At 67.6% G+C, this 24,723-nt stretch carries 23 protein-coding genes and 2 pseudogenes; 16 read left to right on the top strand and 9 right to left on the bottom strand.

The genetic code is table 11. From position 1 onward, the window contains the following. Positions 1 to 21 precede the first annotated feature (21 nt). Positions 22 to 780 carry a class I SAM-dependent methyltransferase gene (locus SVTN_RS40205; protein WP_041134879.1) on the bottom strand — a complete coding sequence of 253 codons (759 nt, stop codon included), beginning with the start codon at positions 778 to 780 and terminating at the stop codon, positions 22 to 24. 92 nt (positions 781 to 872) lie between these two features. After that, positions 873 to 2,054 carry a JmjC domain-containing protein gene (locus SVTN_RS40200; RefSeq protein ID WP_159026603.1) on the bottom strand — a complete coding sequence of 394 codons (1,182 nt, stop codon included), beginning with the start codon at positions 2,052 to 2,054 and terminating at the stop codon, positions 873 to 875. A gap of 832 nt (positions 2,055 to 2,886) precedes the next feature. On the opposite strand from SVTN_RS40200, the gene SVTN_RS41375 reads away from it, so the two are divergent. The 4 genes and pseudogenes from SVTN_RS41375 (at position 2,887) to SVTN_RS46765 (ending at position 8,076) form a co-directional block, all read left to right on the top strand. Beyond that, on the top strand, positions 2,887 to 4,263 hold the full coding sequence (locus SVTN_RS41375; protein ID WP_078908863.1) for a TfuA-like protein: 1,377 nt from the start codon (positions 2,887 to 2,889) through the stop codon (positions 4,261 to 4,263). A 1-nt stretch (position 4,264) separates the two neighbouring features. Continuing rightward, positions 4,265 to 5,455, top strand: coding sequence for a YcaO-like family protein (locus SVTN_RS40190; protein WP_052499830.1), 1,191 nt, complete (start codon positions 4,265 to 4,267; stop codon positions 5,453 to 5,455). 30 nt (positions 5,456 to 5,485) lie between these two features. Then, positions 5,486 to 6,778, top strand: a complete 1,293-nt coding sequence (locus SVTN_RS40185) for an MFS transporter (RefSeq protein WP_041134877.1) — start codon at positions 5,486 to 5,488, stop codon at positions 6,776 to 6,778. A gap of 362 nt (positions 6,779 to 7,140) precedes the next feature. Next, a pseudogene (locus tag SVTN_RS46765) lies at positions 7,141 to 8,076 on the top strand (transposase). Between the two features lie 123 nt (positions 8,077 to 8,199). On the opposite strand, the gene SVTN_RS40175 reads toward SVTN_RS46765, so the two are convergent. Beyond that, positions 8,200 to 8,967 carry a transposase gene (locus SVTN_RS40175; protein WP_078908862.1) on the bottom strand — a complete coding sequence of 256 codons (768 nt, stop codon included), beginning with the start codon at positions 8,965 to 8,967 and terminating at the stop codon, positions 8,200 to 8,202. A gap of 69 nt (positions 8,968 to 9,036) precedes the next feature. Here SVTN_RS40175 and SVTN_RS40170 point away from each other — a divergent pair, with 69 nt between their 5' ends. Both SVTN_RS40170 and SVTN_RS40165 read left to right on the top strand, forming a co-directional pair. Further along, the gene (locus tag SVTN_RS40170) at positions 9,037 to 9,240 is read left to right on the top strand and encodes a hypothetical protein (protein WP_099055357.1); all 204 of its coding nucleotides are present in this window, start codon (positions 9,037 to 9,039) and stop codon (positions 9,238 to 9,240) included. A gap of 283 nt (positions 9,241 to 9,523) precedes the next feature. Then, positions 9,524 to 10,306: a transposase family protein gene (locus SVTN_RS40165; protein ID WP_041134875.1), complete on the top strand. Its 783-nt coding sequence runs from the start codon at positions 9,524 to 9,526 to the stop codon at positions 10,304 to 10,306. A gap of 114 nt (positions 10,307 to 10,420) precedes the next feature. Here the strand turns inward: SVTN_RS40165 and SVTN_RS40160 are convergent, their stop codons facing one another. Beyond that, a complete protein-coding gene (locus SVTN_RS40160; RefSeq protein ID WP_041134874.1) occupies positions 10,421 to 11,191 on the bottom strand; it encodes an IS5/IS1182 family transposase in 771 nt (256 codons plus the stop codon). 56 nt (positions 11,192 to 11,247) lie between these two features. After that, positions 11,248 to 12,027: a class I SAM-dependent methyltransferase gene (locus tag SVTN_RS40155; protein ID WP_063782371.1), complete on the bottom strand. Its 780-nt coding sequence runs from the start codon at positions 12,025 to 12,027 to the stop codon at positions 11,248 to 11,250. 716 nt (positions 12,028 to 12,743) lie between these two features. Between SVTN_RS40155 and SVTN_RS40150 the strand changes: the two genes are divergently transcribed. Next, positions 12,744 to 13,493, top strand: coding sequence for an IS5/IS1182 family transposase (locus SVTN_RS40150; RefSeq protein WP_041127278.1), 750 nt, complete (start codon positions 12,744 to 12,746; stop codon positions 13,491 to 13,493). Positions 13,494 to 13,721: 228 nt separating this feature from the next. On the opposite strand, the gene SVTN_RS40145 is transcribed toward SVTN_RS40150, so the two are convergent. The 3 genes from SVTN_RS40145 to SVTN_RS40130 form a co-directional block, all read right to left on the bottom strand. Continuing rightward, complete coding sequence (locus SVTN_RS40145) at positions 13,722 to 14,723, bottom strand: hypothetical protein (RefSeq protein WP_425429074.1); 1,002 nt, start codon at positions 14,721 to 14,723, stop codon at positions 13,722 to 13,724. Between the two features lie 190 nt (positions 14,724 to 14,913). After that, positions 14,914 to 15,977 (bottom strand): IS630 family transposase gene (locus SVTN_RS46760; protein WP_425429072.1). Its coding sequence is split into 2 segments (ribosomal slippage): positions 14,914 to 15,530 and positions 15,530 to 15,977, totalling 1,065 coding nucleotides; the frame shifts between segments, so codons are not numbered across the junction. A 183-nt stretch (positions 15,978 to 16,160) separates the two neighbouring features. Then, positions 16,161 to 16,931, bottom strand: coding sequence for a transposase (locus SVTN_RS40130; RefSeq protein WP_099055355.1), 771 nt, complete (start codon positions 16,929 to 16,931; stop codon positions 16,161 to 16,163). A gap of 85 nt (positions 16,932 to 17,016) precedes the next feature. On the opposite strand from SVTN_RS40130, the gene SVTN_RS40125 reads away from it, so the two are divergent. Next, entirely contained in the window at positions 17,017 to 17,382 is a 366-nt protein-coding gene (locus SVTN_RS40125) for a hypothetical protein (protein ID WP_159026602.1), read from the top strand. 28 nt (positions 17,383 to 17,410) lie between these two features. Then, a pseudogene (locus SVTN_RS43500) lies at positions 17,411 to 17,509 on the top strand (IS5/IS1182 family transposase); the annotation flags it as partial. Positions 17,510 to 17,840: 331 nt separating this feature from the next. Here the strand turns inward: SVTN_RS43500 and SVTN_RS40120 are convergent. Further along, on the bottom strand, positions 17,841 to 18,299 hold the full coding sequence (locus SVTN_RS40120) for a hypothetical protein (RefSeq protein WP_159026601.1): 459 nt from the start codon (positions 18,297 to 18,299) through the stop codon (positions 17,841 to 17,843). A gap of 182 nt (positions 18,300 to 18,481) precedes the next feature. Here SVTN_RS40120 and SVTN_RS40115 point away from each other — a divergent pair, with 182 nt between their 5' ends. The 7 genes from SVTN_RS40115 (at position 18,482) to SVTN_RS40085 (ending at position 24,632) form a co-directional block, all read left to right on the top strand. Further along, on the top strand, positions 18,482 to 19,015 hold the full coding sequence (locus SVTN_RS40115; protein ID WP_041134867.1) for a GIY-YIG nuclease family protein: 534 nt from the start codon (positions 18,482 to 18,484) through the stop codon (positions 19,013 to 19,015). A gap of 139 nt (positions 19,016 to 19,154) precedes the next feature. Continuing rightward, positions 19,155 to 19,403, top strand: a complete 249-nt coding sequence (locus tag SVTN_RS40110) for a hypothetical protein (protein WP_041134866.1) — start codon at positions 19,155 to 19,157, stop codon at positions 19,401 to 19,403. A gap of 42 nt (positions 19,404 to 19,445) precedes the next feature. Continuing rightward, entirely contained in the window at positions 19,446 to 20,729 is a 1,284-nt protein-coding gene (locus tag SVTN_RS41370; RefSeq protein WP_159026600.1) for a competence protein CoiA, read from the top strand. 151 nt (positions 20,730 to 20,880) lie between these two features. Then, positions 20,881 to 21,297, top strand: a complete 417-nt coding sequence (locus SVTN_RS40100; RefSeq protein ID WP_041134865.1) for a restriction system modified-DNA reader domain-containing protein — start codon at positions 20,881 to 20,883, stop codon at positions 21,295 to 21,297. 55 nt (positions 21,298 to 21,352) lie between these two features. After that, the gene (locus tag SVTN_RS40095) at positions 21,353 to 23,581 is read left to right on the top strand and encodes a Mucin-19 (protein ID WP_041134864.1); all 2,229 of its coding nucleotides are present in this window, start codon (positions 21,353 to 21,355) and stop codon (positions 23,579 to 23,581) included. Beyond that, positions 23,578 to 23,826 (top strand): hypothetical protein, encoded by a 249-nt coding sequence (locus tag SVTN_RS40090; protein WP_041134863.1) that lies wholly within the window; start codon positions 23,578 to 23,580, stop codon positions 23,824 to 23,826. Before SVTN_RS40095 ends, SVTN_RS40090 begins: the two co-directional genes overlap by 4 nt. Continuing rightward, entirely contained in the window at positions 23,823 to 24,632 is an 810-nt protein-coding gene (locus SVTN_RS40085) for a hypothetical protein (RefSeq protein ID WP_041134862.1), read from the top strand. The genes SVTN_RS40090 and SVTN_RS40085 overlap by 4 nt, the downstream gene beginning before the upstream one ends. Positions 24,633 to 24,723: the final 91 nt, after the last annotated feature.

The following is a 24,723-nucleotide window of genomic DNA, read 5'->3' as shown; positions in this document are numbered from 1 at the left end:
CTGTGCGGGGCGCTGGGGTGGTCAGTCCTTGAGGGTGAGCACGACGCCGTATCCGCCGTAGGCGTCCTCGATCGTGTGCCCCAGGGCCCAGGGCGAGGGAGCGAGCAGGTCGGTGAGCTCGGCCAGCGAGGCGTAGAGGTAGTCGAAGTACGGTGAGGCCAGGGCACCGGAGCGGATCCTGATACGGAGCTGTCCCGCCATGCGGCCGGCGTCGCGGTTGGCCTGGTGATAGGCGCTGTGAATCGGTCCCTTGGAGGCGTAGGGGTCGCGGCCGGTGGCCAGGATCTGAGCGCCGGGGGCTGCGACCCGTGCCCATTCCTGGAGGGTGGCCAGCGATTCTTCGCGGCCGCCGAGCAGTCCGAGGTTGGCGCCCAGGGCGAGGAGGGTGTCGAAACTGCTGTCGTCGCAGGGCAGTGCCTGTGCGGATCCGAGGCGAGCGGGGATACCTTGCTTCTCGCACACTTCGACGGCTCCGGACGAGCTATCGACCCCGAGAACGGTGTGTCCCTTCTGCTGCAGATGCAGGAGGTGTCGGCCGGCTCCGCAGCCAACGTCGAGGACACGTCCGCGGCAAAGTGCGAGAAGTTCCTGCTCGCGCTCGGGCCACTGTTCGTAGGGGGTGAAGTACTCGGCGGCGTCGCAGACGCCGGTGAAGCCGTCCGAGCGTTCGATGATCTCGAAGACCTGGCCTGGGCTGCCCTGGACGTTCCACGCCCGGGTCAGGAGGTGTCCGATGGCGTCTCCGCTCGTGGGCGGAAGATGAGGGAGTGGTTCGTGCATGAGTGGGCTCCAGGCGAAGGCGGCTGTGACGGTGTGGCCGCGGGGCATGTCTCTGGGCCGTGCCGGCAGGGCACAGCCCAGAGGGCCGGGTGTCAGGCGAGGGTCAGGGCGCCTTCGCGGACCAGGCGCTGGCACAGCAGCAGGCGCGAGGCGGCGTCCATCTCGTTGCTGACGGTGTCGGCGGTGAAGGTCTCCGCCTCGGCGAGCGCGCTCAGGTACTTCTCCGTGCGCAGAGGGCTGCTGAGCCGGCGGCGGCCGAAGACGGTGCTGACAGTGTCGTCCTGGACGGTCACCGTGAACGGCACCGCGCGGCGTAGAGGGGTGTCGGCGGTGACCCTGTCCGCCGATGCGATGGCGGTGATGCGCCCGGTGGCCAGGGTGCGCTGGCGCGGGAGGACCGATTGGAGGTGCTGCTCGACGAGCGTGCCTAGGTCCAGGTCCTTCAGTGCCTCAGCGAAGTCGGCGAAGCTGGGGGCGAGCTGCTCGGTGATCTCCGGTCCACTGCCGCGCAGGGGAGGAAGGGGACCGGAGAGAGCGGTGTTCTGGCAGTACTGCTCGAAGGCCAGCAGCAGGACCTTGGAGGCCACCTTGTCGTACCGGGGGACGTTGAACTGGATGGTCTGGTGGATGGACAGGCCGTCTTCGTTGGTCCGGACGACGTGCGGGGTGCCCTCGGGCACGTAGAGCATGTCGCCGGGCTTCATCACCAGCCGGCGGATCTGGGCGTCGGGGTCGTGCTTCTTCTCCCAGACGGTGGGGTGGATCTCCCACTGCTTGGTGCCGTGCGTCTGCATGACGATGATGTCGTGCGGGTCGGCGTGCAGGGAGAAGGCCTGGGCGCTGGGGGGCGTCACAAAGAGGATCACCCCAGCACGGATGTGGGTTTCCGCCTCGAACTGCTCGCACATGGCCCGCAGGTTGGGGATGTACTGGTCGACCTGGTTGAGGGTCAGTGAGGCGCCGTTGGCGACGTGCTGGGCGACCTTTATCGGGTCGGGGCTGCCCTCGGTGGCCAGGGTCATGATGCGCCGGACGTCGGAGGTGCTGCCGACGCTTCGGTTGCGCTGCTGCTCGCCGACGCTCATGTAGGTCGACGGGGGCAGGTTGCGGCCCTGGTTGCAGACCCAGAGCTGGGAGACGCGCAGGGTACGGGAGTCGATGAGGTGGTCGATGTCCTCCGCGGTCAGCAGGGCGGAGGTGTCGACGACGCCCTCGGCGTGCAGGGGATGCTTGCCCCAGTTCGATCCGATCGTCTGGACGAGCTTGGCTGCCACCTCAGTGCCGGAGGCGTAGTGCGTGGCTCCCAGGATGCGTGCGTCTGACGGCGCGTCCGTCGTTTCGAAGTCTGTCTCTACCAGGGGCTGGTCCACCGTGCGGCCCTTTCTTCGTCGTTCTGGGGCATGTGGCTGCGGACGGCGCCAGGGCCACGCCCGTACTGCCGGCTGAGGCAGTCATGGGGACGGCCGGCTCGGTGCGGACACCGGTCCCGCCGCCCCCACGACTGGGTTGCTGTGGCTCGGTGGTCACCGGTTCACAGCGTCATGTGAGGTCCGACTTACTCGTCGGTGTAGGAGGCCGCCTCGTGGGCGATCGTGGTGGGGACCGCCTCGTCGAACAGGTCCTCAGAGGCCTCGATCGTGTTCTCGGTGCGCATAGCACTCTCCTTGTGTGAGTTTTATGGAGAGGTAAGGACTGGATAAGTCCTGTCTCCAAGTTTCCCCGACGGTGCCCCGTCGGCGGTTTCGCTCTTCGAACGTAACAACGGCTCACGAAGATCGTCAATGGCATTCGCGCCATCCTCGCCAGGTGGGCTTTTCGCCTCGTAGCAGTATGTCAAGTCGACTATTTCTGAGACATGAACACGCGCGCCATGTCCAGATTTGCCGATCCTTAAACATGGCCCAAATTCGCCCCTGAGTAGATCGACTTCCACTTGGGGCGCGGTCTGCATTTTCCCCCATCTGGTGTATCGAGCACCTAAAAATGCAAATGGCTGCCATGCCACAGCTTGTGCGATTTGCCCGTATTGGATTGGAGGTCCGCGGAGGCTAACCTCTAGCCCATCTAGCTGGGATCATCATGCTGGGCAACAGTCCACTACTCTGAGTGAGGGAACTTGTGAGGGTTCACGCATTCATAGGTCCGACACTGAACGACTCGGCGGCGAGGGAAAATTTCCCCGAGCTCTGCATTCATCCGCCGGCGCGGCACGGTGACTTCATAAGCGGAGATTTCTCCGCCGGAGACATCGTTGTCCTCATCGACGGCCTTTATCACGGCCATCCGCCGATTCGGCACAAAGAAATTCTGGACACCATGGCGCGCGGTGTGACTGTCATAGGCGCTTCAAGCATGGGAGCACTGCGAGCGGCGGAGCTTAACGAATTCGGAATGGCGGGCGTCGGGCGCATATTCGAGGGGTTTCGCGACGGCCTTCTGGAGGCTGACGATGAGGTCGCCGTTCTTCATACCGAAGGGCCTGATTGGCAGGTTCTCAGCGAGGCCCTCGTGAATATGCGCTACGCAGTGGAAGAGGCCTGCGAGGCTGCGGCGGTCTCCCCTGCCGAGGGGGAGCGGCTCGTGGAGACGGCCCGCTCCCTCCATTACCCACGCCGCTCCTGGAAGGCCGTGGAGCGGGCCTGCGAAGGTGATCCAAGACTGCGCGATGCGGCCCGCCGGATGGGGGCCTTCGTGAGCGGACGAGGACCTGCCCTCAGCCTCAAGTACCAGGACGCCTGCGAGGCACTGCGCCACGCACACGGCCTCCTGTGGTCTCAGGACCCTGTGACCAACCCTGCCTCGCCGCAGGAATGGCCCGCCGGCTGGCGGACCACGTATCTGCGCAAGTGGCACCTCGATTTCAACGGGGCCTGGTTCGACGGCCGCTTCGTCAGCAGGGCGGCCCAGTTCGACTACCAGCGGCTCTTCGGCCGCGACCAGGTCCAGCGCTGGCGGCGCTACGTGCTGTCCGCGATGACGGGCCTGGCCCCCGACAGCCCGCTGGAGGAGCTGGAGGAGCGGGCGCTGGCCACCGCGGCCAAGGAACACCTGAGCCCGGACTCCATCCCTGCCGACCGCGCTGGGCACTGGGTGGGAGAGGAAGAGGGCCAGCAGCTGTCACCGCAGCAGCTCCTACTGACCCTGCTCGTCCGCTCGTCGCGTCCGGCTGTCGATCTCGGCGATGAGCCGACGGCGGCGTGGCTTCTCCCTCAGCAGGAAGTCACGGGCGGAATTGTTTCGGCGAGTCTGCAGGTCAACGAAAAGGTGGTCCTTACATCTTTCAGTAAGCATATCGACCACCTGAAAGTGAGCGTCCTCCAACGTCATCTCGATGCCCTGTGGAACCTGGGAAGCCAATCCGACGGGCGCTCACGAAACGCCGCCGCACGCGACCGGGGGTTCGCCTCCGCAAGCGAAGCCGTCGAAGCACTGCGCCCGTTCTTCCTCAAGGACCACAACGACCGCCGGCAAATAGGAGCGTGACATGACGACCACCCCCAAGCAGGCCGCTCCCACCGGCCACAAGGTATTCACCACCGGCACCCACCGGGTCCGCACCCCTGAGGAAACCTGGGCCCTGATCGCCCCTCAACTCTCCGCGTTCGGCATCACCCGCGTCGCAGATGTGACTGGTCTGGACATCATCGGCATCCCTGTAGCCGTTGCCTACCGCCCCCTGTCCCGCACTCTGTCCGTCTCCCAGGGCAAGGGCCACGACCTGCTACTCGCCAAGATCTCCGCAGTGATGGAGTCCGTGGAGATGTGGCACGCCGAGTTCGCCTGCCCCGAGCCCTCCCACCGCGCCGTCCCCGCCCACGCTCTGGACCTGCCCTACAAGCTGGCAGATCTCGCCCATCACGAGGGCAGCCTCCTAGACGACAGCAGCCCGCTGGACTGGGTGGCCGCCACCGGCCTCACCTCCAAACAACCCGTCCCTGTCCCCCGCGACAGCGTCCAGCTCACCAGCGTCGCCGGGCAGACCTGGCGACCCCGCGGCCTGCTCGTCTCCAGCAACGGCCTGGCCTCAGGCAACTCCTTCGCCGAGGCAGCTCTGCACGCCCTGTACGAGGTCATCGAACGGGACGCACTCAGCCGACTCACCCAGGACCCCGGCGACGTCCGCCGCAACATCCGGGTCGACACCATCGACGACCAGATGTGTGCGCCCCTGATCGAACGGATCATCGCCAAGGACGTCTTCCTCGACGTAGCGGCCGTGCCCAACCGATGGGGGGTCTCCTGCTTCGCCGCCTTCGTATGGAGCGAGGACTTCGCTCTGCTGACCGCAGGCTCCGGCGCGCACTCGTCGAGCAGCGTCGCCCTCTCTCGTGCCCTAACCGAGGCGGTCCAGAGCCGTCTGACGCTCATCAACGGCTCCCGGGACGACCTCACCGCCACCTACTCCCACGCCCTGCGGGGATCCACCCGTAAACCCGCTGTCGATCCCCAGGCCCTCCCCTACCGCGAAGCCCTGCCGCAACCGTGCCGGACCTTCGACGACATCGACGCCGAACTGGACTGGGCCTGCCGCATGGTGACCGACCTGACCGGCCACGAACCCATGGCTGTCGATCTCAGCACCAACGACGACTTTGCCGTCGTCAAGGTCATCTGTCCGGGACTGAACAACACCACCCGGCACGTCATCCCCCGCCCCGACTACATGCCCGTCTGACCCAACGCTTCCAGGCAGGACCACCGCTGCATGCCTCACGACATCCACCTCCCGCCGCTCTCTTCCGACCGCACCTGGCGAAAGCCCTACCTGCGCTACGTCGCCGGCCGGGGCGTCTCCACCGCAGGCACCAACCTCGTCAACGTGGTCATGGCCTTCGCCGTCCTGCAGGTAGGGGGAAGCGGCCTCTCCGCAGGCCTGGTCCTCGGCTGCTCCGTCGCCGCGCAGACCCTGCTGCTCCCCTACGGAGGCGTCCTCGCCGACCGTGTCCCCCGCAGGGCCCTCGCGGTCAGCGCCAACTTCCTTCTGGCCGGCGTCCAGACACTCCTGGGGATCCTCCTGACCGCGACCCCCGGGCAGGTCACCCTGTGGATGTTCGCAACCGCCGCCATGACCACCGGAGCCGCCACAGCCCTCGCCCAGCCGGCCTTCCAGGGCTTGATCGTCGAGCTCGTCCCGGCAAGCGCCCTCCAGAAGGCGAACGCCTCGCTCCGGCTGGTCCTCAACCTGGCTCGCATCGCCGTCCCCGGACTCGGCTCCCTCCTCGGCGCCGCCTTCGGCTTCGGCCAGGTCCTCATCGCCGGAGGGCTCTCCTTCGCTGCCTGCTCCCTGATCCTCACCGGCCTTCACAGCAAAGCTCCCTCCCCCTCGCGCGCAGCCACACGCCACAGCTGGCGCGAAGGATGGCAGGCCTTCTCCTCCCGCCCCTGGATGTGGGCCTATGCCCTCGCCGGCACCCTCGCCGTACCCCTGTGGCTCGCGGGCTATCAGCTCCTCGGCCCGCTCATCCTCTCCGGCACTTCCGAAGGAGCGGCCTACTGGGGATGGGCTGTCTCAGCCTTCTCCGCCGGCATGGTGCTGGGCTCTCTCATCGCACTGCGTTGGCACCCCCGCCGCCTCATGCTCGCCTGCGTCAGCGTCCAGCTCATCTGGCCTCTGCCCCTCGCGATCCTGGCCAGCGCACCGCAGCCTCCCCTGCTGCTGCCCGCCATGCTGCTGAGCGGTATCAGCCTGGAACTGGCAGTCGTCTTCTTCGAGACTGCCAAGCAGCAGCAGATCCCTGAGCACCTCATCGGCCGGGTCACCTCGCTCACCATGCTTGGCGAGAACGCCCTCGTTCCTCTCGGCTACATCCTCGCGGGCGCCGTCGCTGACTGGGCGGGAGCCTCCACCGTCATGTGGACCTGCGCCCTGGGCATTCTCCTCAGCAACGCGGCCCTACTGTTCCTCCCCGGGATCCGCCGTCTCCAGGCCGTCGTCGCCTCCGCCGTGCTCGCCCAGGAAGAGGACATGCGAGTCGCCAGCCAACCGAGCAGCGCCTGACCAGGCTTCTCAGCGGCCCAAGACCACAGCCGCCTTCTGTGCCCCCCTTCCAAAAGCAGAACACGAAGTGGGAAAGGACCAGCGGTCTCACGCGCCGGCCTCGAGCTGTACGGCATCACAACGTCGAACAGCCCGAGGCCGGTGCTTCTACGGGGACGGAACGTCTGAAGCTCCCCTTGCCCGCGTCCGCGTACAAGATCATCTGCAGAACCCCGTACAAGCCGCAATGCAGAAGCCGGACATCACTCGTCCGGGGCCATCCAATATCCTGCCGAGCCTTGGATCGGGACGAGTTGTCCAGCTAACGAGCTCGTGCGTGGTTAGCGGTGCGACGCTGGGTCGTGATCGCTGATCATGTTCGTGTGGTGAGGAACGGGTCTCGTACAGCGATCATCAGCGACCGGAGGATCACGGGGCTGTCGGCCGATGTGATCGCCGAACTAGTCGCCGAGGTAGGTCCGTTATGGCACGAGCGACACCAGGCGAGACTGGAGTCCAGGCCACGGAAGCGGGCCGTCGGCGCGGGTGCAAAGCACCGGTTGGTCTTCATCGACCGGCCCCTGGCAACCCTCGTCCACCTTCGCCACGGCGCTACTCACGACGTGCTGGCCTGCTGGTTCGGCGTCGACCGCTCCACGGTCACCCGGGCGATCGGCGAGGTGCGGCCGCTGCTCGCCGAGCGGGGCTGCACCATCGCAGCCGGTGTCCGGCTCCGCACCCTCGCCGAGGTCATCGAGCACCTCGGGTCCAGCGGGCAGACCGGGATCGTCGACGGCACCGAGATCCGGGTCCGCAGACCCGCTGCCGGCCGTAAGGATCGGGAAAAGTTCATCTCCGGCAAGAACAAGCAGAACGCCGTCAAGGCCATGATCCTCACCGACGCCAGCGGCAGGCTCCTGTTCTGCAGTCCAGCCCAGCCGGCAAGCTGTGCCGACATCACACACGCCCGGCAGTTGGGCCTGGTCAAGCACCTGGTTGACGGCCCGCCCGTGGAGATCCTCGCCGATGCGGGCTATCAAGGCCTGGGCGCCCAGACCGGCGGCCGCGTGGTGACACCACCACACCGCAAGTTCAAGAAGAACCCGCCACAGTGGTAGGAGGAGATCTACGAACGCCAGCGCAAGGCCCACTCCTCACGCCGTATCCGGGTCGAGCACGGCATCGCACACCTGAAGAACTGGCGGGCACTCGCCCGGCACCACGGCCGACGCGAGCACATGAGCGACACGATCCAAGCCGTCGCCAGCCTGCTCTCACACCAGCAGACCGCCACCCGCACGGACCGTCAGGCACAGTGATCACCGGACCGACCTGCACCTTTCGACGTCGCACCGCTAACCACGCACGAGCTCGTAAGGGCTGTCCCGTAACTGATCTTTGAGTCGCCTTGGACGTGGGTGGCCGCGGTGCGGCCCGCTGGTCTATCCGGCGAGTGCGAGGTTGTGCATCCGTGCGATGCCGAGCATGGCGTGGTGGACGCCATCGCCTTTGAGGCGGCAGTCGCGGAGGATCTTCCAGGTCTTCATCCGGGCGAATACGTGCTCAACGCGGGCGCGGACCTGCTTGTGGGACTTGTTGTGCTCCTGCTTCCACTCCGGCAGTTCCTCGCCCTTGCGGCGGCGGTGGGGCATGACGAGCCCGGTGCCTGGATAGCCGCCGTCGGCGATCGTGAGCGTCCTGCCGACGGAGGCTTTGGCGCTGGATTCCTCCCACGCTTTGCAGTCGTTGCGGTTTCCGGCGAGCGGCCGTCCGACCACGACGACCAGGCGGGTGTCGGCGTCGATGACGACTTGGTGGTTGGTGGAGTACCGATAGTTCTTCGACCGCTCCGCGATGGCGTGGTCGCGGGTGGGGACCAGGGTGCCGTCCACGATAAGCACGGTGTCCTTGGCGAACCGTTTGCGGGGCTGGAGTGCGAGCATCGGCCCGAGGTGGTCGATGATCCGGTCCGCCGCCGACTTGGACACACCGAACAACGGGGCGAGCTGCCGCATGGTCAGGTTCGTGCGCCAGTACGCCGCCACCAGCAAGGCCCGGTCCTCCAGCGGAAGACTCCACGGCTGGCCCTTGCGGACCGCGTCCGCACCCTCGCGCCGCAACACGGTCACCAGCTTCCCGAACAGGCGCGGGCTCAGCCCGGTGAACGGGGCTATCCAGGGCGGCTCTGACGCCGTGATCACACTAGCCATACCAAGATCATCTCAGCCGCTCTATCATCCGATCCGTAGAGATGAGCGTCGTCGAGGGGGCCAATAGAGATGACCGCACGCATGGCAGCCGCCGTACTGGCCACATGGGCCACGCTGATCTTGCTCCTACTCGCGCCGTCGCCTCTGCCAGAGCATTGGCGCTACTACATCTACTCTCCCGCGAGCGTGGGCCTGTGGCTGCTGGCCATGCTCGTCGCCCCTGTCGTGGTCTGCATCGTGAAATGGCCATGGATCAAGACGGGCGGCAGGTGATCCTCGACTTGCATGCGAGCCGCGGACTACCCATCCATTAACGCCTGTCCATCAGTTACGGGACAGCCCTTACGAGCTCGTGCACGGTAAGCGGTGAGACGTCGAGCCACGGATGGTCGATCATGGTGAGGTGTTGGGGACCGTGACTCGTGCAGCGATCGTCATCAGCCGTCGGATCACGGGCCTGTCGGCCGATGTGATCGCTGAACTCGTCGCGGACCTGGGCCCGTCATGACATGAGCGTCACCAGGCAAAGCTGGCCTCCCGGCCGCGGCAGCGGGGTGTGGGAGCCGGCGCGAAGCACCGGCTGGTGTTCGTCGACCGGCTCCTGGCCACGCTCGCCCATCTCCGTCACGGGGTCACCCATGACGTGCCGGCCTGCTGGTTCGACGTGGACCGTTCCACCATCACCCGGGCCATCGGCGAGGTGCGGCCCCTGCTCGCCGAGCGGGGGTGCACGATCAGCCCCGGCGTCCGGCTGCGGACCCTGGCCGAAGTCATCGACCACCTCGGCGCCAGCGAACAGACCGGGATCATCGACGGCACCGAGATCCGGGTCCGCCGCCCGGCCGCCGGACGCAAGAACCGGGACACCTACATCTCCGGGAAGAACAAGCAGAACGCCGTCAAATCCATGGTGGTCACGGACGGCGAGGGCCGCGTGCTGTGGTGCAGCCCGACCGAGCCCGGCAGCTGCGCGGACATCACCCACGCCCGTCAGTTAGGGCTGGTCAAGCTCTTGGCCGACGGGCCCGTAGTCGAGATCCTCGCCGACGCCGGCTACCAGGGTCTCGGCGCTCAGACCGGCGGACGCGTGGTCACACCACCGCACCGCAAGTTCAAGAAGAACGCCCCGGACTGGTACGAGGAGATGTACGAGCGACAGCGCAAGGCACACTCCTCGCGCCGTATCCGGGTCGAGCACGGCATCGCCCATCTGAAGAACTGGCGGGCCCTGGCCCGCCACCTCGGCCGCCGCGAGCACATCAGCGACACCGTCCAGGCCGTCGCCGGCCTGCTGTCGCACCAGCAGACCGCAGACCTGAACCCACGACGACAGAGGTGAGCACCAGGCCTGCCGGAGCCCTCGACGTCTCACCGCTTACCGTGCACGAGCTCGTAAAGCGTGTTGCAGAAGGCTCCGATTCGGGCAGACCTATCTGGCGTTTGACCTGCTGATTCACCGGGTCATGGTGAGGTTGTGCATGGCGGCGACGGCCTGGACGGCATGGTGAAGTCCGTCGCCTCGTTGCCGGCAGGCGCGCAGGATCTTCCAGTTCTTCATCCGGGCGAAGGTGTGCTCGACCCGGGCGCGGACCCTTCGGTGCTCGGCGTTGTCCTCCTCCTGCCCGCGCAGGAGGGGGCGACCAGCTCTCTTCCGGTGCGGAACGATCAGGCCGGTGCCGAGGTAGGCGCCGTCCGCGATGACCGTCGTTCCCGCCGCCAGAGCGGGCAGGTCCGACTCGCGCCAGACATGTGCGTCGGCCTTGTTGCCCGGCGCCGGCCGGGCCGCCGCGACGACCAGGCGGGTGTCCGCGTCGATGATGACCTGCACGTTTGCCGAGAACCGGTAGTTGCGGGACGAGGCGCCCACCTTGCGGTCGCGGACCGGGATCAGGGTGCCGTCCACGATCCACAACCGTTCGGTGTCCGCAACCAGCCGCGGAGCCCGCTCGAGAGCCAACAGCGGCCACAGCCGCTGGATGACCCGGCAGACCGTGGCGGGCGAGACATCGAACAGCGGCGCGAACTGCCGCATGGTGAGATTCGTGCGGTAGTACACGGCCACCAGCAGCAGCCGGTCCGCCAGCGGCAGACACCACGGCCGGCCGCCACCCGGTCCGTTCCCACCTCGTTCGCGCACCGCCTTCACCAGCTTCGCGAACCGCTCCATCCGCAAGCCCGTGAACGTCTCCACCCACACCGGCTCAGCCCGCAACACCCCACCCATACAGGCAAAATGCCCAGAACGAAGCCTTCTGCAACCCCCTTTAGGGGGCTCCTCTGCTACTCCTTCTGATAGACGCACACATACTGGGTGCTTTCTGGCGTCACCGCACCTCCGTGCCAGTCCGCATCCCTGGAGATCCTTTTGAGTCCAGCCATGGACGCCATAAGATCAAGCTCTGATGGCCAGATCCACCTGATGTGACACGGCAGCATCCGTGTTCCGTTGTCGCCGAAAGAGATCTCTTGGAACCGGACCGTCTGCTGCGCTGTGTCAACCACCGTCGCAGATAGGGCAAGTTCCGAGTCGGTAAGATTTCGGATCTTGATGTTCTTCCCGCGGAGCGGTCCGGCGAACACTTGCGGATGAACGGATTCCACGACGAGGTGACCGCCTGCTTTCAAGGCGTCCGCAGCGTTCATCAGACACCTCACCTGGTCATGCTGAGTCTGGAGAAGATGGAGAGCGCTATGTACGGCGTACACGAGCGAGTAAGAATGCCCCATATCATGCCGGTCGGCCATGTCTCCGTTAATTACCACGACGGGGAGGTCCTGCACCTTGGCCTGCAGCTTTTTGGCCATGGGTCCGGAAAACTCGATGCCGTCGACGGTCACTCCCGTTCGAGCAAGGGGCAGAGCTACTCGTCCTGTGCCTACGCCTAACTCCAGAGCGGTTTGATCCCATGCGAGGGAAGAGAGCCGGGAAACCATCTCCCCGGGCTCTGTAGTACCGAGGAAGCTGCCGTCATAGTGCTCCGACCAGACATCCCATAAACGGCGTTCCGTCCACGATTCCTGTGCTGTCTCGTCGGACTCGTTACGCGGGAGGGTGCTCACGCAGTGTACTCCTAGTCGTCTCGCCGATTTCGGGGTGGATCAGGTATGTCTTAGGAATTCCCTGTCTTTGGTCCGCAGCAAGGCCGACGCGCCTGAGAGTCGGTCAAAATCAGGACATGCGCTCGGCAATTAATGAAGCACTGCAATCGTCCCTGGGGCGCCCACAGCTTCATCGGGAATCTGTCACTCGTCGGTACGGGACGTCGACTCGTACGCGATCATGGTGGGCGCCGCTCGTCGAAGAAGCCCTCAGAGGAATCGATCATGTTCTCCACTTTCATAGCACTTCCTTCTTCGGGAAATTGCGGGCTGACGAGTCCGCCCAGGCCCGCCTTGCCTCCTCGACAGCCAAGGTCTGCATCGGCGGGCAATGCGGCATGCCGAACGTAACAACATTCCATAATCACGGTCCAAGAGCACCATCCCCAGGGAGCGTATTCACGCCATTCCAGCCCCCAAAGCGCACCCCCTCCCCTTCGCCCGACTCAAGTCCTGGCGCATCATGCGCAGAGCTCGCTGCTCGACCGGACGCATCAGCCGCGTCGTCCGAGCTATCCACATCCTGCTGACCTGCGACTATTCAGGATGAAAGAGGTTCACTAAGGATCTTCAGCGTGGTCACCGATCGGGTGACGGTCGAGGCTGGATAGCAGGCGAGGCCTTCGGGCAATGGTTCGAGATGTCTGACGTCTCAACCGCTGCGACCGGAGGCCTCGTTGGTCACCTATCCTGCCGCACTCGACCTGCCGCACGCGCTCGTGGAGTGGGTCACGATGCTGATCGTCACCCGCGAGGGTGACCGCCGCTGCAAACTGCGGCCCTCGCAGCGCGCGGTCATCGCCCTGGTATACCTGCGCGAGCACACCACCTATGCGAAGCTCGCCGCGGGCTTCCGGATCAGCGAGGGCACCGCCCACGCCTACGTACAGAGCGTGATCAAGCTCCTCGCCGCGAGGGCACCGTCCCTGACCCAGGCACTGCGCCGGGCGCGTCCCGCATACGTGTTGGTGGACGGCACCATCGCCGAGTGCGACCGGGTCGGCGATCGCGAACGGGACTACTCGGGCAAGGCCCGACGGCATGGCGTGAACATCCAGGCCGTCACCGATCCGGCGGGCGAGCTGATCTGGTACTCGCCGGCACTGCCCGGCCGCACCGTCGACATCACCGCCGCCCGCACCCACCGCATCGTCACCGTCTGTGAACGACTGCGGATCCCCGTCCTGGCCGACAAGGCCTACGCAGGGGCCGGCGGAACGTTCCAGGTGCCGTTCAAACGCCACCTCGGACGCCCCCTCACCATGAGACAAGCAGCCGTCAACCGAGCACACGCACGACTCCGCTTCCCGGTCGAGCGGGCCTTCGCCCGCCTCAAGGCCTGGCGGATCTTCCGCAAAGCCCGCATCAGCCCCAACCGACTCACGTCAATCACCAAGGCCGTTCTCACCCTCGAGCGGCGACGCTGAAGATCCTTACTGATCCCCGAGGCCCGTTCTTCGCTACCGGAACTCGGGTACGGCAGGATGCCGCCATGGATCAGGGGTGGGCGGCCGTCATAGCGGCCGGAGTACTGAAGTTGAATGTGTGATGTCGGTCAGCCATGTGTGATCAGGGGGCGTCCTGGTCACGACTCGGTCCATGACTACGCCGTCTACGTCGAGCCCAACGTCTGGGTTCGCACTACCTCTGACGGGTCAGCATCCTCGGTCGTAGATCGCCCGCAGCCACGGTTCCCTGACGGCGGGCGTCCGTGCGAGCGTGTACCGGAACGCCTCCTTTGACGGCTGGAACGGGTACCACGAGTGCGGCGGCAGCGGGTCGTCCCGCTCCACACCTGCCGGCAGCCCGCCGACCACCGGCAGCCGGGTGCGGTGTGGCGGGAAGGCGAGCTCGGCCCAGAGCGCGGCATCCATAGGTACCGGCACCGCCCCGGCACGCGGCTGCCACATGTCTCCGGTCTGCGGATGGACCGGCACCAGCACCAGGTCGGCGGCCGGCTCGCCGAACCCCGGTCCCGCCAGGTCCAGCCGCTTCGCACCTTCCCCGGCGGGCAGCAGTGCGCCGAGTGCCCGGCCGAGGAGTTCAGCGACCGGCCCGGGCGCCGCCTCGACCGGCGCGCCCCCGGAGGCAACCACCACTTGGGCGAGTGCCACGCCCGCCGGGATGTCCCGGTACTCGCTCAGCCGGTGCCACAGCGCGCCGGCGGCTAGCAGCTCCGCCCAGTCCATGATCGGCCGCTCTGGCGGGCCGGGCAACCGCACTACCGCCTGCGGGACGAGCCGGACGACCTGCCAGCACCCGCAGTCGTCCATCCTCGTTCCAACTGGCAGATCGCAGCCCAGGCAGGCAAGGTTCGGCCCGTCCCTCCCGTCGATCCCCATGCAGTAGCCCCCAGCCCGCTCGAGGATCAGCCGGGTGCCGCGCATGTCGCCGGGCGCGAGGAGGATGGTGTCCGACGGCCCGTTGGACAGCGCGCCGAACGGCGCGAAGCGCCCCCGCTCCGCCGCCTCACGCGCCCCGGCCTCGTCCCACTGCCGCCACGGCGGCCCGTACGGTGCGGGGTCGACGGCGTAGGATCCGGCCTCCAGCAGTGGCGGGTGCAGCGTCTCCCAGTGGGTGTCGGCCAGGTGGATCGGCAACGCCACCTCCGACACCACCGCCGTCAGGACCGCACCGCAGCCCGCACACCCGAACACCGCCAAGCTTTCCCCTCCCGCCGTCGAAGCCCCTGCATCCCACCAAGCAGGCGGATCGGGGAGCAAGGGGTTTTCAGACGACGCCAAACGCCCCACCGATAGGCAGAGCGGGCCTCGACGTCCCGGTCGCAGCCTCAGGAAGCCGGAAGCCGCGTCGGACTGAGCCGCTGAACGTGATTCGTACCGTCGGTCAGCCGTCCATGATCAGGCCTGTGCCGGCGAGACAGCCGTCGACCAGGTCCGGGCGGTACTGGATCTGCTTGAGTCGACGCTTCACAACCCGCGTGATCTGGCCCAGGTCGGCTGCGGCGAGGTTGCCGATGTCGCGCTTGACCAGCGCCCAGATGCCCTCCTGCGGGTTCAGGTCCGGTGCGTAGGTGGGCAGCTGGAACACAGTGAGCCAGGTGGCGTTCGCGTCGATGAACTCCCGCAGCGGCTTGGTGAGGTGAAGACGGACGTTGTCCCAGACCAGCACGATCGGGCCGCCGAGGTGGATGCGGGCGCGGACGAGCAGGTCACGGAAGTCCCGCCAGCCGAAGCCCTTCGGCTCGTCCTTACGGCCCTGATACTCGCGGACGGCGTAGATCAGCCGGGACCTCTCACCGGGTCTGTAGCAGGTCATGCCCGCCATCGACACTCGTCCGGAGCCCCGGCCGCGAACCCGGACGACCGGGGTCTGGCCGATCCGGCCCCAAGTTCTGGCACGCGGCGGCGTCATCGACTGGCCGGCTTCGTCCTCAAAGACGATCCAGCCGTTGCATGCCGCCGCGGTGCTCTTACCCGCGGCCAGACGTCCCTCTTCCACAGCTCCACGGCCGCGTCGTCGCGTTCGATGGCTCGGCGGATCGGCTGTTGCCACGACCAGCCGTGCCGCTTCAGCAGCCGCCATGTGCCCTCCACCGTGTAGCTCACGTGGAACAAACGGCCGATCAGTGTCTTCACCCGCGCCAGCGTCCACCTCTGGTCGGCCCAACCATGGACCAGCGGACCGCGTTCCAACTCCCGCTCAAGTCTGGCGATCTGCTTCTCGCCGAGCCTCGGTCGTCCCGGCGAGCCCTTCGACAGGACTCCGGCCTCGCCACGCTCGCGCCACTGGCGGCGCCACCGCTCCACCGATCGCTCGCTGACCCGCAGCGCAGTAGCGATCTCCCGGTTCATCTCCCCGCCCTCGAAGCGTTCCACGGCCTGCAACCGGATCCGCTCCCGCGCGGCCCTCCCTGCATCGGTCAACCCACCGCCCTGCGCGTATCTCACGCCCAACGCCTACCGAAGCCGTGGTGCCGCTGTCAGGCAAACGGCTCCGACATCACTCAATCAAGTTCAGTAGCAGGCGTCGTCGCGCTGATCGGCGCCTTCATCGGTGTCTGGCTGAGGGCTGTCCCGTAAATGATCTCCGAGGCTCCTCGGGCAGGCTCGGTGGCCGTGTAGTTCGCTGGCCTATCCGGCGAGGGCGAGGTTGTGCATCCGGGCGATGCCGAGCATGGCGTGGTGGATGCCGTCGCCTTTGAGGCGGCAGTCGCGGAGGATCTTCCAGGTCTTCATCCGGGCGAACACGTGCTCAACGCGGGCGCGGACCTGCTTGTGGGACTTGTTGTGCTCCCCTTTCCAGGCCGGAAGTTCGGCCTGACCGCGCTGCCGACGGTGCGGGATGACCAGTCCAGTGCCCGGGTATCCGCCGTCGGCGATCGTGACCGTGTTGCCGACGGCGGCCTTGGCTCCGGACTCGTCCCAGGCCTTCCAGTCGTTGCGGTTCCCGGCGAGCGGCCGGCCGACCACGACGACCAGGCGGGTGTCGGCGTCGATGACGACCTGGTGGTTGGTGGAGTACCGGTAGTTCTTCGACCGCTGGGCGATGGTGTGGTCGCGGGTGGGGACCAGGGTGCCGTCCACGATGAGCACGGCGTCCTTGGCGAACCGCTTACGGGACTGGAGTGCGAGCATCGGCCCGAGGTGGTCGATGATGCGGTCCGCTGCCGACTTCGAGATCCCGAACAGCGGGGCGAACTGCCGCATGGTCAGGTTCGTGCGCCAGTACACGGTAACCAGCAAGGTCCGGTCCTCCAACGAAAGGCTCCATGGTCGGCCCTTGCGAGGCGTGTCCGCACCTGCGTGACACAGGACCGTCACAAGCTTCCCGAAGGCGCGCGGGCTCAGCCCGGAGAACGGGGATATCCAGGATGAATCCGAGGCTGTGATCACATCAGTCACATCGAGATCATCTCGTCCACGCGACCACTTCTTCAGAGAACCACTGGGGCTCTTGGCTGCACTCCTGGGCTGCGACACTCTGCACGTGAGCTATCCCGCGACAGACCAGCTGTCCTCCGCCGAACGCGCCTTCATGATCAACGCCACCGAGATCGACATCCTCGCTGGTGTCTGGGGCGACCTCGACGAGCCGCTGCACTCAGGCCCTGTCTCGGCTCTCGTCCCGATCCTCCTCCCCCTCGTCGACAGAGGATGGATCGAAGTGTGTCGGCTCGCGCCCTGGACAGCACCGGATGGCTCTCTCGGGCTGCAGCCCGGGCTCCCCATCCCGAAGCAGGATGTTCCCGCGGTCTTGGCGGACATCGAGAACTGGGAGTATCCGCAATCCGGTGAGTGGCTGGGGTGCCTCACGCTGACCCTCACCGAAGCAGGGCGGGAGATCCCCCGTTGACGTGCAACATCAACGGCATCCCTCCACTCCCTGGAAGATCCTCCGCGACTGCCGCTTGAAGGGCGATGGCGTCCACCACGCCATGCTCGGCATCGCCCGGATGCACAACCTCGCCCTCGCCGGATAGGCCAGCGAACTACACGGCCACCGAGCCTGCCCGAGGAGCCTCGGAGATCATTTACGGGACAGCCCTTAGCTCCCCGGCTCGCAACGGCTCGCGGGGCTATCGAGATCGAAGGACCTCGAGAAGTCGCACGGGCCGCAGCGGCGTACATGAACCATCTCGTGGAGAGGCTTGAGCTCAACGGGGTCTCTCGTGCTCAAGCCTCCGACGAGGTGCCCAACCTGCGGGCGGCGTACCTCAATGCGGTGCGGCAGGCACTCGACGAAGCGTGAGCGCCAAAGTGGTGGTCTCTGCTCACACAGCCGAGACCACCACGCCGTTGTGCGGGCCTGGGTCAGTCCTCCTGGCGGTGCCGGGCGACTTCCTCGACGCTCCAGCCCACGACGGCGGCCACGTCCTCGTCCGGGGTGCTCCTCAAGCCAAGCCAGTCCTGCAGCAAGTCAGCGAAGCTGGCTGGAACACCGACCGGCTCGATGTCTTCCTGGTCGTCGTCATTGTCGACGTTCTCGTGGAGGATCCACTTCCCGTCGGGGTCGAGCCGCTGCACGGCCTTGTCGTAGCCCGGGTAGCCGCCGATGCCGCGCTCGATAAGGTCCCCAGTACGCCAGTCGGTGATCTCCCAGGCGTCGCCGTGCGTCTGGCCGCCGTCGATGATGCGGTGGCCGTCCTTCTCGAGCTGCTCGAGGCGCTCGAGGCGGTTGAGTCGTTCGGCGAGGCTGCGGCGGAGCAGGGCTTCGATGTATTGCTGGACCGGGCCGGTGACGAGCGGCGCGCCAGTGGTGGTGTCGGTCATGGAGGGCACCATATCGGCTCTTGCCACACCCACGGCCGCCGCCAAATGACACCACCCCCACGTTGTCCGAGGCTGCCCGTACAGTCTCGAACCATGGAGAACCTGACCGGCCCACGCCGTGCCCAGTTATTACCGACCTACCCGAGTGATGCCGTACGCGAGGAAGCCGAGATCACTGCCGGTTGGCGACAGACGCCGAACTGGCGGCCCTCGGGTACAAGGGCCCCGTCGTCGTCACGCAGATCGTCCGGACTACGTTCCGGGCCGATGGGACGCCGATCGGCAAGACCCTGACGATCCAGGGCGGAAGCACCCCTCTCACGTGGCATCAGAAGCCGGAGGACGTGCCGGACGACGAGGCGCTGCCGACCTACCGCCCCGCCGAAGCACAGGCCCCCAAGATGCCGGCGCCCCGGAGCTGGCGGACGTACCTCGTCGGCATGGAGGGCTCCGTCCTGACGAAGATTGGACACACGACCGACACCGTCAAGAGCCGGGTTGCCCAGCTCCAGACAGGCCAGCCCGCCAACCTGCGGCCGCTCCTCGAAGTAGATGGGGACTACGAGGGGACGCTGCACGACCGATTCGTGGACTACCGAGTACGCGGCGAATGGTTCGACCTGACGCCGCTCGGTGACCCCGTCACGGTGGTAGTGGAAACCCTGAAAGAGCTGGGGGCCGACATCCGGCCTGACCTCCAGGACGCGGACAACTAGCGCCTTTCGCTTGGCAGACCAGTCGAGGACGTTCGGGAGATCGGGCTGTACGAGTTCGGCGTCGTCATCGAGCCGCCGACCGCCCGCGCCGCGCTGGCCGCACACCGGGTGGCCACGCCCGAACAGGAGCGTTGAACCGGTGACGGCCACCCGCACTCTTCGGGCCGCACCCCACGCTGCTGCCGGGCCGAAGGGCCATGGTGGGGCCTCGCCCGGCCCGGCAACCGCATCCTGCGAGCCTGCCCGACTGGTCGAGCACATCGGCGCGGCCGTACGCGCCGGCGACGACAGCGCGATCCGGCGACTGCTCCACCAGCTGGCCGGCGTCGCCGACACCGACCTCCTCCTGCTGCTGCACCACCGGCTCAACGAGGATTTGCACCGCTGACCGCATCCGACGGCCGGACGCACACGTGAAGGGGGCATGACCTTGGGTTTCACCGCACAGCACGACGGACGCGGACGCCTGGACGCCACCCAGCCGGATCTCGGCTGCGGCTGGGCGTGGGAGGCCGTCCACCGGGCCCGGCCCCGGGTCGCGATGACGTGCCCTGAGTGCGCGCACCCGGTCCACGCGAAGGTCTCCCGGCACGGACTGCGGTTCTTCGCCCACGACCCCGGCTCCCCGACCTGCGCGCTGGCCGGGGAGTCCATGGAGCACCACCTACTCAAGCTGGAGCTTGCCACCGCCGTACGCGCCGCCGGCCACCACGCCGAACTCGAGGTCCGCGGCCCGGACGGAGACTGGCGGGCCGACGTCATGGCCACCTCCCCGGACGGCACCGCGCGCACGGCGTGGGAAGCGCAGTTGTCCCCGATCACCGTCGACGAGATCATCCAGCGCACCGCGCGGTTCGCCAAGGACGGCGTGCGGGTGTGCTGGGTTGCCACCAAGCTGCGGCCATGGGTCGGCGAAGTGCCCTCCGTCCACGTCCGGCCGCCGAGCGACGACGAGCCGAACTGGACGGTGGCCGGCGGGCTGGCCCGCTTTACCGTCACCAAGTGCGACGACGAGTACTCCCTGTGCCGCGCTGTCGGCCACGGCGAGTGGCACGAGACGGAAGCCGACCTGCGATCCTTCACCGCCTGGGCGCTCACCGGCCGCGCCGTCGCCCACCGATTACCGAGCTGGCTGCACACCGACCAGCACGACTGGACCGGCGTGTGGACCGCGCCGCAGTACATCGATGCCGCGGCGGCCTACCAGCAGGCCCGCGATCGCGCGGTCGCCGAGCTAGAAGAACAGCAGCGACGGGAAGAGGTACGGCGCCGCCGCCGGGAAGCGGAGCGCCGGGCCAGGGTGGCAGCCCTCGCAGCCGCGCCGCCCAAGCCCCCGGCGAAGCAGCCTGCCGTACCCGAGCAGGGCCGCAGCGCGGCCCCGCGTCCCGAACCAGTGTGGGAGGCCGACCTCCCACACCACGAGCGTGAACGCCTTCGCGAGGCCGCCCTGTCCGAGGCCCGACTCCTCTTCGGCGTCGAGACCGAGCCGCGCCACCGCGACCGTGATCGCCGCTGGGCCCTGGGTACCCCCCTGTACGTAGGCGATCGGCCGTGCGCGGTCCTGCGTCCCCATCCCCAGTTCGTCGACTGGGACCAGCTCAAGGGACTGCTCATCTTCGTCCGCGACCTCGATGAACTGCGCTTCCTCGGCCGTACTGCGCCCAACGGCACCCGCATCATCGTCCTGCCTGAACAGCTGGCTCCGTTCGACTGACGCCTGCCCGATATCACTTCCGCATCCGCGCGCGGGAGATCCGCTCCGTCACGCCCGCCATCAATTCGTACGCACGATCGGCAGTGAGCTCACTTGAACTCTACACTTCACTTCTGGGAGAATCTAAAGTGGAAAGAGTAGAGAGGGAGTCATGCGGAAGATCGAGATCGACGACGAGGTGTTCGCGTACCTGCAGAGACACAGCGAGCCCCTCGTGGACACTCCCAACGACGTACTGCGCCGTGAGCTCCTGGGCGATGGAAAGAGCAGCAAGGACACCGGCCCCGAAAGGGGGCTCGGCGGCCTGATGTTCATCATCGAGGCCGGCCTCGCCGCTCCCGGCGATCAGCTGGTACACCACCAGCCCCGACGCCAGCGGACGCACGAAGCGAAGATCACGGCCGACGGCTGGGTCGAGCTCCCCGACGGTCGCACCTTCGCGCAGCCCTCCCCCGCTCTCAAGGCGCAGACGGGCAGCGACATCAACGGATGGGGCCAATACACCCACGTCCCGACCGGACGGAAGCTCCAGGAACTCCGCGAAGAGGCCAGGTCCGCCCAGAGCTGACCACGCGGCAGCCGGCAGGCCAGAGTCCCAACCGACCCATGGAGGGCATCTTCTGATGGACAGCAAGGCATACAGCGGTGGCCTGGCAGAGCTGCGCGAGCTGCGGGACGAGATCAAGCCGCGCCTGCGCGACCTCGTAAAGCTCCGGACCGAGCTCGACAAGCTGCAGGCCCGCCGGGATCAGCAGATCGTGGAGCTGGGCGCGTACGAGAAGGCCAAGGCGGACCGCATCGCGACGTCCGCCGGCGTCTCCGTGATCGACGTCGTGGCTCTCGTGCCCTCTCTCGGCCCCCAGGGGACCCCCAGCGCGCCCGCAGACGCCCCGGCGGGCGGGCTTTCGGCCGCCGATGAACTTCCAGGGCCGCAGACGGCCGTACAGCCGATCAAGGAACCGGCCGGAGCGCCGGCGCCCGACCTGCGACCCGCAGCCCAGCCCGCCGCGGACACGGCCACAGACGAGCCCGCCACGGACACGGCCGCCGAGGAGGACCAGGACCTCGAGGCCGCCGAGCCCCTCATCGACACGGCCACCACCTCGCCCCCAGCAACGCCTCCCGGTGTCGAGCAGGAGCGGACACTGCCGTCGATCCCGGACGGCGCCGAGGGCGACCGCTGGATCTACGCCGAGCCGAACCTCACCTCGAAGCGGCCCAACTTCAAGCAGGCCGCGCGGCAGATGGCGTTCCTGGACACGGCGACCGGTGTGCTGGTGTGGCAGGCCGGCACGGTCACCCTGGACCTCGGGCGTGCGAGCGTCGCCGAGATCCTCACCGCCGTGTACGCGACGGTGTCCGCGGACGTGGAGCGCATCTACATCACGGCCGGCGACCCCTGGCACCGCAACGCCGCCCGGCACCAGTTCCTCAAGGACGCCGTGTCCGAGTGGCTGAACGGGCCCCTGCCGGAGGGCTGGCGGGTCGAGTCCTCCCGGGGCAAGGACCGGCAGGCCGGTCACCTGGTCCACCCCCGCAACCCGGTGGGCCGCTGGCAGCGGGGCAATGACCAGCACACCGAGATCCGCAGCGTGGGCGAGTGGTTCGACCCGGCTGGCGCCGACCCGGCCACCGTCCGTGCCGCCTTCGTCGAGCTGTGGAAGGCCCTCAAGCGGCACTGGGACGACGTCGTGCTGATGGGCTCGCCCTCGCAGACTGGCCGTGACCTGTGGTCGCGGACCATCCCCGCCAAGGCTGGCGCGAAGTGGGCGGACGGCTACCCGGTCATGTCGCAGGAGATCCGCGGTCTGCTGCACGCCACCGCCGGGCAGGGCCGCACCGAACTGATCACCCCGCCGCGCGTACCGGAGCGGGTGCCCGGCTGGTACGAGGCCGACCGCACCTTCGCCTACGCCAAGCACACCTGGACCTCGGGCGTCGGCGTACCGCAGCGGATGACCGCGGCCGGCTTCGCGGCCCTGAGCGAGAAGGAGCAGGCCAACGCCTTGTTCTCCCCCAGCCACTGGCAGGTGAGGGTGACCATCCCGAAGGAGTGGGACCACGTCGGGTTGCTGCCGGCTCCCGCTCCCGGCGAGCGGGCCTGGCACTACCCCTACGAGGGCGGCCGCACCTTCACCACCTGGGCGGGCGGCGCCGAGATCAACCAGGCGCTGCGCAACCCGATCCAGCCCTGGAAGCTGGAGATCCTCGACGGTCTGGTCTGGGACAAGGGCGACCCGCTCAAGGACTGGTCCAACAAGCTCAAGGACGTCTGGAAGTCGCTGCGCGCCCTAGCCCAGACCCACGGGGACGAGCAGCAGCGCCAGGCCGCACGGCTTGCGTCCCGCGCGGTCCGCAGCATCCTGCTGTACGGGATCGGCATGTTCGCACAGCGCCCGCGCATCACCACCGGGTCGGTCGAACTCGGCACCGGCGGCGAGGTCCCCGAGATCCCGGACGGCGCCCGGCTGACCGGCCTGACGGACACGCACGCCACCTGGGAGCGCAACGGCGGCTTCGCCCGCGACCCGTACGCGCACCCGGAGTGGGCGGCCGGCGTGTGGTCGGCGGCCCGGGCCGCGCTGCTGTCCGGGCCGACCGGCACGACGGACCCGGCGACGGGCAAGCCGGCCCGGGCCGGTGCGCTGCACCTGCCGGCAGGGTCGATCCTCGCCTTTAGGACCGACGCCATCTACAGCTCGGTGCGCCCGGACTGGCCCTACAGCGGCGAGCCGGGCGACTACCTGCTCAAGGGCGCCATGGCCTGGGAGCAGACCACGCCCACGGCCGACGAGGAGTTCTACGTGCTGCAGAGCCTCGGTCGACAGGCCCTGGAGGCGGAGGATCTGTGAACGCCGAGGTGGCATGGGGCGGCAGCTGGGAGCACCCGGAGTGTGGGGCATCGGGTGAGGCGGTGTGGGACGACGAGGACACCGCCTCGTCCGGGCACGACTGCGGCCGTGGCGGACAGGTGGCCTGGAGCGCCGAATGGGAGTGCCACGGCTGCGGCGCCGGCGGTGACGGCCAGTTCGAGGACGACACCACGGCGTACGCCGATCACGAGTGCGCCGACGAGGACGAGGAGGCGGCAGTATGACGCCGCGAAAGAAGCGGGGTGCCGACAGCGGCCGTCGTGTGCAGCGCAACGAGGCGGCGCGGCTCACCGAGCAGCTGCTGGACGCGGGCTTCAACAAGAAGCAGGTCGGGGAGATCCTCGGCCGTAACCCGTCCCTGGTCTCGCAGTTCTTCACCAAGAACAAGGGCGCGTCGATGGTGGAAGCGCTGCGGGCCGTGGTCCAGGAGGTCCAGGCCGGCGGGCCCCGCGACATCGCCAGCCTCAAGGCCCTGGCCGCCGGCCACGTCCAGCCGCGTCTGAACAAGTCCGGATACAAGGCCCGGGTGCGGGGCAAGAACCGCGTCCGGGCGGAGAAAACGGTCAAGGACCGCAGGGGCAGGCCCGTGATCGGCTCGGACGGCAAGCCCGTCAAAGCCTGGTCATCGTCGCTGGCCAGGGCCGGCCGCCAGCACATCGCCTCCGGCGCAAGCAGGCTGCGGCCGGTCGTGGAGGACGCGGCCCAGTTCGGCGGCAAGATCGCGTTCACCGTGCGAGCCCGCAAGGGGGCCTTCAAGCACGACGCGGGCCGGATCACAGATTCCCCCGGGCTGCGGCGCAACGTCGTCCAGCGGCGGGACGGTACGGAGGAGCGGGCCTACGCCGACAACCGCGGCGGCCCTGGGTCCGGCGAGGAGGGCTTCGACGGCGTCGAATTCAAAGCGTGGGTCGACGCGGCCGGGGGCGACGTAACCGCCGCGGTCCAGAAGTGGCTGGTCGACAACGACCGCGTCGAACCCGGAACCGAAATCGTCGGTCTTGAGATCCGGGCCTGGGCGCCCTGGGCTTAAGGGAAATCTGGCTCCTTGCTGCGGCTCTCCGCAACCGGGGCCAGACTCACCTTCGCCAGGCTGGCACAGGTCAGCCTGACTGAGCGGTCTC

The organism is Streptomyces vietnamensis, assembly GCF_000830005.1.
Taxonomy (GTDB): Bacteria; Actinomycetota; Actinomycetes; order Streptomycetales; family Streptomycetaceae; genus Streptomyces; species Streptomyces vietnamensis.
Note: the sequence above shows the minus strand (reverse complement) of the source record. Positions and strands in the feature narration are given on the sequence as shown.

What these genes read in the sequence shown, in the direction of transcription:
- SVTN_RS40170 (WP_099055357.1), top strand. Translation starts at nt 9,037, where the DNA reads ATGACCGCACGCATGGCAGCCGCCGTACTGGCCACATGGGCCACGCTG.
- SVTN_RS40205 (WP_041134879.1), bottom strand. Translation starts at nt 780, where the DNA reads ATGCACGAACCACTCCCTCATCTTCCGCCCACGAGCGGAGACGCCATC.
- SVTN_RS40160 (WP_041134874.1), bottom strand. Translation starts at nt 11,191, where the DNA reads ATGGGTGGGGTGTTGCGGGCTGAGCCGGTGTGGGTGGAGACGTTCACG.
- SVTN_RS40085 (WP_041134862.1), top strand. Translation starts at nt 23,823, where the DNA reads ATGACGCCGCGAAAGAAGCGGGGTGCCGACAGCGGCCGTCGTGTGCAG.
- SVTN_RS40120 (WP_159026601.1), bottom strand. Translation starts at nt 18,299, where the DNA reads ATGACCGACACCACCACTGGCGCGCCGCTCGTCACCGGCCCGGTCCAG.
- SVTN_RS40175 (WP_078908862.1), bottom strand. Translation starts at nt 8,967, where the DNA reads ATGGCTAGTGTGATCACGGCGTCAGAGCCGCCCTGGATAGCCCCGTTC.
- SVTN_RS40095 (WP_041134864.1), top strand. Translation starts at nt 21,353, where the DNA reads ATGGACAGCAAGGCATACAGCGGTGGCCTGGCAGAGCTGCGCGAGCTG.
- SVTN_RS40185 (WP_041134877.1), top strand. Translation starts at nt 5,486, where the DNA reads ATGCCTCACGACATCCACCTCCCGCCGCTCTCTTCCGACCGCACCTGG.
- SVTN_RS40190 (WP_052499830.1), top strand. Translation starts at nt 4,265, where the DNA reads ATGACGACCACCCCCAAGCAGGCCGCTCCCACCGGCCACAAGGTATTC.
- SVTN_RS40100 (WP_041134865.1), top strand. Translation starts at nt 20,881, where the DNA reads ATGCGGAAGATCGAGATCGACGACGAGGTGTTCGCGTACCTGCAGAGA.